Genomic DNA, 11,490 nt, shown 5'->3' with positions numbered 1-11,490 from the left:
AGGCCCAAAGACGCGAAAAGGGCCGCGGGCGGCTGTCGCCCACGGCCCTCGCTGCACATTCGTGCTCGTGTCTTTCGTGGTTCGCTTACCGCGGCGCCATCCGGATCGAGCCGTCCAGGCGGACGTCCTCGCCGTTGAAGTAGCCGCACTCGATCATGGTCATCGCGAGCTGGGCGTACTCGGCCGGCTTGCCGAGGCGCTTGGGGAACGGCACCGAGGCCGCCAGGCCCTGCTTCACCGCCTCCGGCGCGAACTGCATCAGCGGGGTGTCGAAGATGCCCGGCAGGATGGTGTTCACCCGGATGCCGTCGCCCGACAGGTCGCGGGCGATGGGCAGGGTCATGCCGACCACGCCGCCCTTGGACGCCGAATAGGCCGCCTGGCCCATCTGGCCGTCCTCGGCCGCGACCGAGGCGGTGTTGATGATCACGCCGCGCTCGCCGTCTTCCAGCGGCTCCAGGTCCAGCATGCCCTTCGCCGACTTGGCGATGCAGCGGAAGGTGCCGACGAGGTTGATCTGGATGATGAAGTTGAAGGCGTCGAGCGGGAAGTGCTTGGTCTCGCCCGACTGCTTGTCGCGGCTGGCGGTCTTGATGGCGTTGCCGGTGCCGGCGCAGTTCACCAGGATCCGCTCCTGGCCGTGCGCCGCGCGGGCCTTGGCGAACCCGGCGTCGACGTCTTCCTCGGAGGTGACGTTGACCTTGCAGAACACGCCGCCCACGTCGGCGGCGACCTTTTCGCCCTTCTCTTCGTTCATGTCGAAGATGGCGACCTTGACGCCCTTGGCGGCCAGCGCGCGGACCGTGGCCTCGCCGAGGCCGGAGGCCCCGCCCGTGACGACCGCGGCGACGGATGAATTGAGTTCCATGGACGCTTTGCTCCCGCTCCCGTTAGATGGCTTCTCCAGCAAGGCCTTAACCCGATGAGCGCAGGCGCAAAAGACTCACCCGACGTCACCTTCGACCCCCGCACGCCGATCGATCCGAGCCGGGCCCTCGTCCCCTCGGTCGTGAAGCTGAACGAGGAGCGGGTGAACCGCGGCTTCTGGCCGAAGATCCGCCGGACCGTGGCCAAGGTTCCGTTCGCCGCCGAGGCGCTCAGCGTCTGGTACTGCGCCAAGGACGACGAGACGCCGACCGCCGCCAAGGGGATGATGCTGGCGGCGCTGGCCTACTTCGTCCTGCCCACCGACGTGATCCCCGACTTCATCGCTGGCCTCGGCTACACCGACGACGCGGCGGTGTTCGCCGCCCTGATGACCATCGTCGGCAAGAACCTGAAGCCCCGGCATCGGCAGGCGGCGAAGAAGGCCGTGCTCAGGCTGCGCGACAGCTAGGCGTCCGGTTCGGCGGTCAGCCGCGCCGAGCGGGCGAGCTGCTGTTCCCTGAGCGTGATGAAGAGGGTCGAGGCCACCACGATCGCCGCGCCGGCCAGGGTCCAGGCGCCCGGGACCTCGTGGAACACGAAGAAGCCGATGGCCGCGGTGAACACCAGCCGGGTGTAGTCGATCGGGGCCATGGCGCCCGCATCGCCCAGCGACATGCCCTTGATGTAGCAGGCCTGGTTGGCGGTCGCGATCGCGCCCATGGCGGCGAGCAGCAGGAAGTCGGGCAGGGTCGGCAGCCGCCAGGTGAAGATCGCCCCGGGGATCGAGAGCACGAAGCCCAGCACCGCCGACCAGACCAGGATAACGGTCGTCGAGTGATCCCGCGTCAGCACCTTCATGCCGGTCACGGTGAAGGCGAACAGGAAGGCGGACGCGAGCATGGCCAGCGCCGGCAGGCCGATCGCGAAGTCTCCCCCCACGCTCGGCCGGATCATCACCACCACGCCGATGAAGCCGAACACCGCCGCGCCGATCCTCAAAGGTCCGACCTTCTCGCGGACCACCAGGGCGGCCAGGGGCACCAGCCAGAGCGTGCGGGTGAAGGAGAGCGCGTTGGCGTCGGCCAGCGGCATCTTCTGGAAGGCGTAGAACGACAGGATCATCCCGATCGTGCCGGCGAGCGCCCGGAAGATCAGGATGCCCGGCCGGTGGGTCGCGAAGGCCGCGCCGCGGTGGCGGATGATGATCGGCGCCAGCACGACGAGGCCCGCCGCTTGCCGGTAGAAGGTCTGCAGCGCCGCCGGATAGTCGTCGCCCAGGAACTTGATCAGCGTGGTCATGACCGCGAAGGTCGCGGCCGACGCCAGCATCCAGAGCGCGCCCTGGGTGTTGCGCGACAGGCGGGGTTCCCCCGCCCCGGTCACGACTGCGCGGGCTGTGGGATGAACTCGCCCAGCAGTTCGGCGAAGGGCGAGGGGCCGCTGGGGTCCCAGGCATGCCGCCCGCCGACCGTGATGCCGCCGTCGACCACCAGGTGGGTTCCCGACACGAAGGCCGAGGCGTCCGACGCCAGATAGAGCGCCGCCTGGGCGATGTCGTCCGGCAGGCCGGCCTTTGGCACCGGCTGGACCCGGGGCGCGAACTCCACCACGCGGGCGGCCATCTGGTCGGCGACCTCGCGCGGCAGGCCCATGGAGGCGCCGAAGATCGAGGTGGCGATCAGGCCCGGGCAGATGGCGTTGACGCGGATCTTCTGCGGGCTGAGCTGGGCCGCCGCGCACTTCGTCATGTGGATGACCGCGGCCTTGGCCGAGGAGTAGGCGATGGGACCCCAGCCGGCCTGCAGCCCGGCGATGGAGGCGGTGTTGACGATCGCGCCGCCGCCCCGCTCCAGCATCAGCGGAACGGCGTGCTTCATGCCGAGCGCCGGCCCGCGGACGAGGACGTCGTAGATCCAGGTCCAGGTCTCGGCCTCGATCGCCGGGATCTCCCGCATGGCGTCGGAGATGCCGGCGTTGTTGAACAGGATGTCCAGCCCGCCGAACTCGGCCTTGGCCGTCTGCATCATCGCCGCGATGTCCGCCTCCGAGGTCACGTCGCAGTGGGCGTAGGCGACCTTTCCGGGAAAGCGCTGCGCCAGCATCTTCCCCTTCTCGTCCTGGATGTCGGCGGCGACGACGCTCGCGCCCTCGGCCACGAACAGCTCGACGGTCCCGAGCCCGATCCCCGACACGCCGCCGGTGATCACGGCGACCTTGCCCTCCAGACGTCCGGCCATGGCGGCCCTCCCCCGTTATGTTTGGTTATCGCCGATCACTAGAGACCCGGCCGGCGGCGCTGACAACGCCAATCACCGCCGGAGCGAGCGCCGTCAGTCGATGGTGACGACGACCTTGCCCATGGCCTTGCGGCTGGCCAGGTGCTTGATCGCGTCGGCGGCCTTCGCCAGCGGGAAACGCTCGGAGACGTGGGGCTTGATCTTGCCGTCGGCGTACATCTGCAGCAGCTCCTGCACGCTCTCCTGGTGGCGCTTGGGGTTCTTGCCCACCCAGGCGCCCCAGAACACGCCGACGATCTCGCAGCCCTTCAGCAGCGCCAGGTTCAGCGGGATCTTCGGGATCTCGCCGGCCGCGAAGCCGACCACCAGGTACTTGCCCTCCCAGGCGATCGAGCGCAGCGCGGGCTCGGCGTACGCATCCCCGATCGCGTCGTAGATCACGTCCGCGCCGTCGGGGCCGGTGGCTTCCTTGAACGTCGCCCCCAGCGCCTTCTGGCCTTCCTTGTCGAAGGGCCCCTTGGGATAGACGACGCCCGAGTCGGCGCCGCGGCTCAGGCAGAGGTCGACCTTCTCCTGGCTCGAGGCCGCGGCGATCACCCTTGCGCCCATCACCTTGCCGAGCTCGACGGCGGCCAGGCCCACGCCGCCGGCCGCGCCCAGCACCATCAGGCTCTGGCCGGGCTTCAGCTGCGCCCGGTCCTTCAGGGCGTGGTAGCTGGTGCCGTAGGTCATGATGAAGGCCGCCGCGTCGTCGAACGGCATGTTGTCGGGGATCTTCACCAGCCGGGCGGCCTCCAGGGCCAGCTCCTCGGCCATGCCGCCCCAGCCGGTGTTGCCGAGCACCCGGTCGCCCGGCTTCACGTGGGTCACGCCCTCGCCGACGCTCTTCACGATCCCGGCGATCTCGCCGCCCGGCGCGAACGGCCGCTGCGGCTTGAACTGGTACTTGTCCTCGATGATCAGCACGTCGGGGAAGTTCACCCCGACCGCCTTCACCTGCACGACCGCGAAGCCCGGCTTGGCCTCCGGCGAGGGCACGTCCTCCAGCACGAGCGTGTCGGGCCCGCCGACTTCCTTGCTGAGCAGCGCTTTCATGGGGGGGTCCCTCCGGTCGATCTGGAATTTGAGGCGCGACGCTAGCCCACTCGAACGCTTGTTTGAAGACGTGGCGTCGCAGGGATTTGGAAGGCAGCCGCCTCTAACCTATATTCCGCGGCTCTCTGGAAGGATCTCCACTTGGGCGTGACCCTCGACCTCAGCCGCGCGCCGGCCCAGCCGCTTGCGCCCCCCCTGGCCAAGCCGGCGCTCGCCAACCTGACCGGGTTGTCGCGGACCGAGCTCGCCCAGGCCCTGGTCGAGGCCGAGGTCGTGCGGCCGGACAAGGCGAAGATGCGCGCCAGCCAGCTCTGGCGCTGGATGCACCACTACGGCGTCACCGATTTCGCCCAGATGACCGACGTGGCGAAGGAGACCCGCGCCGCGCTGGCCGAGACGTTCACGCTCGCCCGTCCGGAGGTGGTGGAGCGCCAGGTGTCGAAGGACGGCACCCGCAAGTGGCTGATCCGCATGGCCCCGGGCATCGAGGTCGAGACCGTCTACATCCCCGACGTCGGCCGGGCCGGCGCGCTCTGCGTCTCGTCCCAGGTCGGCTGCACGCTGAACTGCACCTTCTGCCACACCGGCACCCAGGCCCTGGTCCGCAACCTGACCGCCGCCGAGATCGTCGCCCAGGTGCAGATCGCCCGCGACGACCTGGAGGAATGGCCCTCGCCCAAGGAGGACCGCCGGCTCTCGAACATCGTGTTCATGGGCATGGGCGAGCCGCTCTACAATCTCGACCACGTGGCCCAGGCGATCGACATCATCGCCGACAACGAGGGCATCGCGATCTCCAGGCGGCGGATCACCGTCTCGACCTCGGGCGTCGTGCCGCAGCTCGAGGCGCTGGGGACCCGGACCCAGACCATGCTGGCGATCTCGCTGCACGCCACCAACGACGAATTGCGCGAAAAGCTCGTGCCGCTGAACCGGAAATACCCGCTGGCCGAGCTGATGGCCGGCATCCGCGCCTATCCGGGCCTGTCCAACGCCCGGCGGGTGACGTTCGAATACGTCATGCTGAAGGGCGTCAACGACAGCCCGGCCGAGGCCAAGGCCCTGGTCCAGCTCCTCAAGGGCATCCCGGCCAAGATCAACCTGATCCCGTTCAACAAGTGGCCGGGGTCGGAATACGAGTGCTCGGACTGGAAGACGATCGAGGCCTTCGCCGCGATCCTCAACCGCGCCGGCTACGCCTCGCCGATCCGAACCCCCCGCGGCCGCGACATCCTCGCCGCCTGCGGCCAGCTCAAGAGCGAGAGCGAGAAGCTCCGCGCCAGCGCGCGCCGGAAGCTGGACGCGCCGCAAGACGCCCCGTAATCCGCTCATCCCGGCGAAAGCCGGGACCCAAGCGGCCTGTCCGCCGATCCGATCTCTGCTTGGGCCCGGCTTTCGCCGGGGCGAGCGGAAGGGGGTAGCTGCGCATCCGGCCTGCCGCATGCTAAGCCACGCGCCTCAACAGGGGGCGCGCCAGATGCCGACACAGATCCAGTCGCCGGAGATCCAGGCCTTCGCGCAGGGGTTTCCGATCACCCTGCTGCATGCCGGCGTGACCATCCTCATCCTGTTCGTCGCCGCGACGCTCTACGTGCTGCTGACCCCGCACCGCGAGATCACCCTGATCCGCGAGGGCAACACCGCCGCCGCCGTCTCCATGGGCGGCGTGCTCGTCGGCCTCGCCATCCCGCTGGCGGTGTCACTGAACGCCTCGACCAACCTGATCGAGATCGGCCTGTGGGGCGTCGCCACCGTGGTGCTGCAGCTCCTCGTCTTCCGGCTGGTCGACCTCGTGCTGCGCGGGCTGCCGCGCCGCATCCAGGAGGGCGAGATGAGCGCCGCGGCCATGCTGGTCGGGGCGAAGCTTGCCAGCGCCATCATCATCGGGGCCGCGGTCTCCGGCTGACATGCATTTCCCGCGACTTCCGGACTGGCTGATCTACGCCTGCGTGGTGGTGGCGCTCTTGATCGCCGCCATCGGCCGGCAGGAGCGCGCCGACGCGCCCGAGCCGCCGCCGCCCACGCCGGAGGTGGAGGGCGAGATCCTCGGGCCGTCGTCGCCCTTCGACCCCTCTGTGGTGGTCGACGTGCCGGACGAGACCGGACCCGCCACGGGGACCGCCTTCTCCATCGCCGAGTCCGGCGTCTGGCTGACCGCGCGGCATGTGGTCGAGGGCTGCCGGACGACGGCCATCGTGGTCGGCGAGGGCCAGGGCGTCACCGCCCGGGTGACCATCGACCCGAAGGGCGAGGCGGCGATCCTGACCACCGACGGCGGCGCCCCGCCGCTGCCGCTGGCGCTGGCCGCCGGCCTGCACCGGGGCGAGCGCGCCTACCACCCCGGCTTCCCGCAGGGCGAGCCGGGCGAGGCGACATCGAAGCTGATCGGGCGTGAGAACCTGGTGGTGCGCGGGCGCGGCGCCCGCTCCGAGCCGGTGCTGGTCTGGGCCGAGACCGGCCGCACCGAGGGCCTGGACGGCTCGCTTGGCGGGCTCTCCGGGGCGCCGGCGCTGGACAACCAGGGCCGTGTGATCGGCGTGACCATCGCCGAGAGCCCGCGCCGGGGGCGGATCTACACCACGGCGCCGGAAACCGTGGAGGCGACGCTGGCCTCGACCCGCCGGCGTTTCGTGGCGCCGCCGCTGAACGCCAGCCTCAATCCCGAGAACTACTTCCGGGTCGCCGACAGCCTGCGCCGCGACCTGCGCGTCGCCCAGGTGGTCTGCCTGACGACCTAGGGCGCGGCCGTTTCGGCCGGTTTCGGCTGCCGCGCGGCGACGATGAAGGCCAGGACGATGGCGGCTGCGCCGATCAGCGCCGAATAGAGGAAGAAGACCACATAGCCGGAGCCCAGCGCCGCCGGCGTCACGCCGGACTTCGCCGCCCCGGCCGCATAGGCCTCCGGCGGCAGGCGGCTGAACAGGCCCATCAGCGGCGCGAACGTCCCGCCGGCTTCGGCCGCCGCCGCCGAACTCTCCACGATCCGCCCCGACTGCGAGGCGATCAGCTTGCCGGGCAGGGCGTAGAGCGAGGAGAACAGGGCGTACTGGGTGGCCGTGAATCCCGCCGAGGTCAGGCTCGACATGTAGGCGATCAGGCAGGTGCCGCTGAAGCCGGAGGCCACATTGTCCACCCCGATGGCGATGAACAGGGCCGGCAGGTCGGCGCCCTGCAACGCCAGCCAGGCGAAGACGAGGTTCGACAGCGGGCCCGCGAACGCACCGATCACCAGCGAGCGCATCAGCCCGAGCTGCGCCACCGCCCAGCCGCCGACGCCGACGCCCAGCACGGTCATCACCACGCCGAACACCTTCCGGACCTCGGCGATCTCGGTCTTGGTGTAGCCGAGGTCGGCGTAGAACGGGTTCATGATGTTCAGCACGAAGTCCGACAGCCGGTAGACGCAGATCAGGGCCAGGATCAGCGCTGCGACGCCACGGTAGCGGACGAAGAAGTCGCGAAGGGGTTCGCCGAGCGCAGCGCCGAGATAGACGCCGGGCCGGGTCTTCGCGCCGGGGATCGGGCAGGCGGCGAGCACGATCACCGTCAGGCCGACCGCGACCGCGGCGAGCTGGGCATAGACGCCCTGCGGCCGCATCTCCCAGAGTGCGGTCACCGCCTCAGCGGCGCCGTGGAGGCCAAGGCCGTTCAGCCCGGCGGCCAGGATGGAGGCGTTGGCGGCGAGGCCCGAGCCGAGGATCAGGGGCGCCCAGGGCGAAGAGCGCCAGCCTGGCCAGCCATTCCGGCAGCTCCAGCGCGGGGCGCGACGGGGTCCCCTCCGCATGGATCGGCCGGATCGCGTGCTCCCGCTCCTTCGGCGCGGCCAGCGCCCCGCCGAGGCCCACCGCCATCAGGCCGGCCATCACGGCGTAGGAGATGTTCCAGTTGAACTGTTCGGCGAGCAGCAGCGGGGCGGCGCCTGCCGTGATCATGGCGATCCGGTAGCCCCACTGGTAGGCGGCGGCCATGGCGCCCTGCTTCTCGACCTCGGCGGCCTCGATCCGCCAGGCGTCGATGACGATGTCCTGGGTGGCGGCGGTGAAGCCGACGAACACCGCGAAGGCGGCCATCAGGCCGAGGCTCGCGGCCGGATTGGTGCCGGAGATCAGCCACAGGCCGAGCATGACCAGCAGTTGGGTGACCACCATCCAGGAGCGCCGGTGGCCCAGCCAGCCGGTCAGCAGCGGCACCTTGGTGCGGTCGACCAGCGGCGCCCACAGGAACTTCATGGAGTAGGCGAGGGTGGCGAGCGCGAACACCGAGATCACGCTCAGCGACAGCCCGGCCTCGCGCAGCCAGAGCGACAGGGTGTCGAAGATCAGCAGGTTCGGCAGGCCTGACGCGAAGCCCAGGGCCAGCATGACCAGCGCCCGCCGCTCGAAGAAGACCTTGATGCCCGCCAGGGCGCCTTTGCGCGGCTCGGCGGCTTCGGCGGTCATTCAAGTCTCCGGTGGTTGGCCCCTAAGCCTTCCGGACCTTGGCGCGCGCCGCGAATTCCGTCCAGTCGCCGCGGGTCCAGCGGGCGAGCGCGGCGCGCAGCGCGTCCGGCGACAGCGGCTTGACCAGGAAGTCGTCCATGCCGGCGGCCAGGCAGGCCTGCCGGTCGTCGTCGAAGGCGTTGGCGGTCAGCGCGACGATCGGCGTGCGCAGGCCCTCGGCGCGGAGCTGGCGGGCGGTGTCCTCGCCGGAGAGGCCGGGCATCCGCATGTCCATCAGGATCAGGTCGTAGGCGGCGACCTTCACCGCGGCGATCGCCTCAGTGCCGTCGTTGGCGTGGTCCACCTCGCAGCCTTCGCGGCCCAGCAGGGCCTTGGCCAGCAGGGCGTTGATCGGGTTGTCCTCGACCAGCAGGATGCGCGCGCCGGGCGCGACGGCCGCGGCGATGCGCTCGTCCTCGGGCGCGGCGGCCGCCCGGTTGGCGGCGCCGGCGGCGATCAGCACGCGCTCGGCAAGCGAGGCGCGGCGCAGCGGCTTGATCACATAGCCGGCGAAGCCCGCACGCTTGTAGCGGTCGATCCGGTCGCGCTCCTCCGGCGCCAGCAGGACGATCCAGGGCTGCTTGTCGCGCTTGCGGACGATGCCGCCCTCGGGTGCGAGCGCGTGGTCGACCAGCAGGACGTCGCCGGGATCCGTGCGCTCCACCAGGCTCTGAAGGTCGGGCGCGCTGACCGCCCGGCCGCCGGAGGCCTGGATCTGTCGGCGCGCCGCCTCGCGGATGATCGGACTTGGCGAGGCGACGCCTACCGTGCGGCCCTCGAGCGGCAGGTCTGCGTCGACCGGGGCGACTTTCGCGAAGCTGGCCTCGAACCAGAAGGCCGCGCCGCCGAGCCTCGCGCCCGCCACGCCGACCTCGCCGTCCATGGCCTGGGCGAGCCGCCGCGCGATGGCGAGGCCGAGGCCCGCGCCGCCGAGCTCAGCCCGGGCGACCTCGGTCTGGGCGAAGGCTTCGAAGATCCGGTCGCGGTCGCCGGTCTTCACGCCGGGACCGGTGTCCTCGACGGTGAAGCGCAGGCGTCCTTCGCCCGTCTCCTCCACGCTGAGCAGGACGCCGCCGGACGGCGTGAACTTCACGGCGTTGCCGGCGAAGTTCAGCAGCACCTGGCGCAGCCGGCTCTCATCGGCGCGGATCCGGCCCATACCGGCCGGCGCGGCGCAGGCGATCTCGAGGCCCTTCTCGCGGGCCCTCGGTGACAGCAGCTCGCAGACGCCCTGCAGCAGGGCCTCCACGTCGACGGGGTGCGGATGCAGCTCGATGGCGCCCTCTCCCAGCTTGGCGAAGTCCAGGACGTCGTTGACGAGGTTGAGCAGGTGCTCGCCGCTCTCGCGCAGCGCCGACGCATAGGCGCGCTGCTCCGCCGTCAGACGCGTGCCCTCCAGCAGGCGCGCCATGCCCAGCACGCCGTTCAGGGGCGTACGGAACTCATGGCTCAGGGACGCCAGCTGCTCGGCGCTGATCTGCGCCCGCTTGGGACGCCGTGTCGAAAGAGGTCGGAGCGGTCGACGCATGGGACGCGGACTATGGCCGCTATCGTTTAACGCGAGGTCAAACGCCGATTCAGCGATCGGTGACCATTTCCTTGGCGAGCGCGACGAGGGCGGCGCGGGCCCGGGCGTCGGCGATGCCGTCGAAGGCCTTCAGCAGTTCCAGGGCGCCCGGCCGGGCCAGCGCCCGGAAGATCTCGTCGTCGCCACTGTCGCGGCCGCTCGGGTCTTCGCCGACCAGCGAACTCACTGTGGCGCCCAGCGCCTCGGCGGCGGCGATCAGGGTGGAGGCCGCCACGCGGTTGGCGCCGCGCTCGTACTTCTGCACCTGCTGGAACGACACGCCGAGCTTCTCCGCGAGGTCCGTCTGGGACAGCCCGAGCTGCCGCCGGCGCGTGCGGATTCGGGCCCCGATGGCCAATTCCAGCGCGGCTGTCCGCCCGGCGTCCTTGGGTTGCATGGAAATGCCTCCCTTGAAGGGAGAATAATCTTAACGGCAAAAGGGTTTCGCCTTAAAGTAGACGCCGGCCCAATCTGGTCGTTTACTCAGCTAACCATGCCCACGCGCGCTGACCTCGCCAACGACCCGCTCGAGCTGCTGACGCAGCGCGAACGCGAATGCCTGCGCCTCGTGGACCAGCACCTCAGCTCGAAGCAGATCGCCCGCGAGCTGGGGATGTCGAAGACGTCCGTCGACACCTACTGCGACCGCGCCCGGCGGAAACTGGGCGTCCCCGATCGGTACGAGGCCGCCCGCCTGCTCCGTCGCGGCGACGTTAACCCTGTCCCGATTGGATCAGGACAGGACGCGATCAGGACAGACGTCCGCCCCGAACCTTGGCTCGATGAGCCGGTCATTCGGGAGGAGCAGTTCCATGGGCGACTGGCAGAACTTCGACAATCGCGCGGTGATCGGCAGGGCGCTCCGGCTTCGTCGGGAGATCGACGACTTCCAGGCTCGCTGGCCGACGCCGGAGACCCGGGAAGAGGCGATCCCGCACTTCACCTGGGATCAGCTGGAACGACAGCTCGTCGATCTGGCGGCTACCCCGCAACAGGCCTCCATGGCGAAGCACCTGGTTTCCGCGACGCGGAAGCTGGCGCCTTTCAAGCCTTCGGAGATGGTGCTGAGGGAGATCCTCTGCATGACCTGGGTGCTGCTCGACGAGAACTTCAAACCCGATCCCGAGGGCTCGGCAGAAATGATCTGAGTCCCGTCGCCCGGCTTGGGGCGATTGTTGGGGTCGCGGTCATCACCGCCCTGGCTTTCGGGGCAATGCTGGCGGGCCTCCACGCGCTCCAGGATCTG

At 70.2% G+C, this 11,490-nt stretch carries 13 protein-coding genes and 1 pseudogene; 6 read left to right on the top strand and 8 right to left on the bottom strand.

Annotated features, from left to right (window positions below):
• Nucleotides 1-85: 85 nt before the first annotated feature.
• Nucleotides 86-868, bottom strand: coding sequence for an SDR family NAD(P)-dependent oxidoreductase (locus LRS04_RS06680; protein ID WP_257815691.1), 783 nt, complete (start codon nt 866-868; stop codon nt 86-88).
• Nucleotides 869-922: 54 nt separating this feature from the next.
• Here LRS04_RS06680 and LRS04_RS06675 point away from each other — a divergent pair, with 54 nt between their 5' ends.
• Nucleotides 923-1,336 carry a YkvA family protein gene (locus LRS04_RS06675; protein WP_257815690.1) on the top strand — a complete coding sequence of 138 codons (414 nt, stop codon included), beginning with the start codon at nt 923-925 and terminating at the stop codon, nt 1,334-1,336.
• On the opposite strand, the gene LRS04_RS06670 is transcribed toward LRS04_RS06675, so the two are convergent.
• From LRS04_RS06670 to LRS04_RS06660, 3 genes are all read right to left on the bottom strand, one after another.
• Nucleotides 1,333-2,196 carry a DMT family transporter gene (locus LRS04_RS06670; RefSeq protein ID WP_257819001.1) on the bottom strand — a complete coding sequence of 288 codons (864 nt, stop codon included), beginning with the start codon at nt 2,194-2,196 and terminating at the stop codon, nt 1,333-1,335. The genes LRS04_RS06675 and LRS04_RS06670 overlap by 4 nt on opposite strands.
• 50 nt (nt 2,197-2,246) lie before the next feature.
• Nucleotides 2,247-3,104: an SDR family NAD(P)-dependent oxidoreductase gene (locus tag LRS04_RS06665; RefSeq protein WP_257815689.1), complete on the bottom strand. Its 858-nt coding sequence runs from the start codon at nt 3,102-3,104 to the stop codon at nt 2,247-2,249.
• A gap of 93 nt (nt 3,105-3,197) precedes the next feature.
• Complete coding sequence (locus LRS04_RS06660; protein WP_257815688.1) at nt 3,198-4,199, bottom strand: NADPH:quinone oxidoreductase family protein; 1,002 nt, start codon at nt 4,197-4,199, stop codon at nt 3,198-3,200.
• A 141-nt stretch (nt 4,200-4,340) separates the two neighbouring features.
• Between LRS04_RS06660 and rlmN the strand changes: the two genes are divergently transcribed.
• The 3 genes from rlmN to LRS04_RS06645 all read left to right on the top strand — a co-directional run bounded on the left by rlmN (nt 4,341) and on the right by LRS04_RS06645 (nt 6,937).
• The gene (gene rlmN / locus LRS04_RS06655; RefSeq protein WP_257815687.1) at nt 4,341-5,522 is read left to right on the top strand and encodes a 23S rRNA (adenine(2503)-C(2))-methyltransferase RlmN; all 1,182 of its coding nucleotides are present in this window, start codon (nt 4,341-4,343) and stop codon (nt 5,520-5,522) included.
• Between the two features lie 154 nt (nt 5,523-5,676).
• Nucleotides 5,677-6,105 (top strand): DUF350 domain-containing protein, encoded by a 429-nt coding sequence (locus LRS04_RS06650; RefSeq protein WP_257815686.1) that lies wholly within the window; start codon nt 5,677-5,679, stop codon nt 6,103-6,105.
• A 1-nt stretch (nt 6,106) separates the two neighbouring features.
• On the top strand, nt 6,107-6,937 hold the full coding sequence (locus LRS04_RS06645) for a serine protease (RefSeq protein ID WP_257815685.1): 831 nt from the start codon (nt 6,107-6,109) through the stop codon (nt 6,935-6,937).
• Here the strand turns inward: LRS04_RS06645 and LRS04_RS26645 are convergent.
• The 4 genes from LRS04_RS26645 to LRS04_RS06630 are packed head-to-tail and all read right to left on the bottom strand — an operon-like array spanning nt 6,934 to nt 10,641.
• A complete protein-coding gene (locus LRS04_RS26645; protein WP_308238087.1) occupies nt 6,934-7,815 on the bottom strand; it encodes a hypothetical protein in 882 nt (293 codons plus the stop codon). The two genes, LRS04_RS06645 and LRS04_RS26645, sit on opposite strands and share 4 nt — an antisense overlap.
• A gap of 4 nt (nt 7,816-7,819) precedes the next feature.
• The gene (locus tag LRS04_RS26640; RefSeq protein ID WP_308238086.1) at nt 7,820-8,638 is read right to left on the bottom strand and encodes an MFS transporter; all 819 of its coding nucleotides are present in this window, start codon (nt 8,636-8,638) and stop codon (nt 7,820-7,822) included.
• Between the two features lie 22 nt (nt 8,639-8,660).
• The gene (locus LRS04_RS06635; RefSeq protein WP_257815684.1) at nt 8,661-10,205 is read right to left on the bottom strand and encodes a response regulator; all 1,545 of its coding nucleotides are present in this window, start codon (nt 10,203-10,205) and stop codon (nt 8,661-8,663) included.
• A gap of 49 nt (nt 10,206-10,254) precedes the next feature.
• Nucleotides 10,255-10,641 (bottom strand): helix-turn-helix domain-containing protein, encoded by a 387-nt coding sequence (locus LRS04_RS06630; RefSeq protein WP_257815683.1) that lies wholly within the window; start codon nt 10,639-10,641, stop codon nt 10,255-10,257.
• A 96-nt stretch (nt 10,642-10,737) separates the two neighbouring features.
• On the opposite strand from LRS04_RS06630, the pseudogene LRS04_RS27695 reads away from it, so the two are divergent.
• Nucleotides 10,738-10,929 (top strand): annotated as a pseudogene (locus LRS04_RS27695) (response regulator transcription factor); the annotation flags it as partial.
• Nucleotides 10,930-11,056: 127 nt separating this feature from the next.
• Nucleotides 11,057-11,392, top strand: a complete 336-nt coding sequence (locus tag LRS04_RS06625; protein WP_257815682.1) for a hypothetical protein — start codon at nt 11,057-11,059, stop codon at nt 11,390-11,392.
• Nucleotides 11,393-11,490: the final 98 nt, after the last annotated feature.

Source organism: Phenylobacterium sp. J367 (assembly GCF_024699985.1).
Taxonomy (GTDB): Bacteria; Pseudomonadota; Alphaproteobacteria; order Caulobacterales; family Caulobacteraceae; genus Phenylobacterium.
The sequence above is the reverse complement of the archived record's forward strand: the minus strand, read 5'-3'. Positions and strand labels throughout refer to the sequence as shown.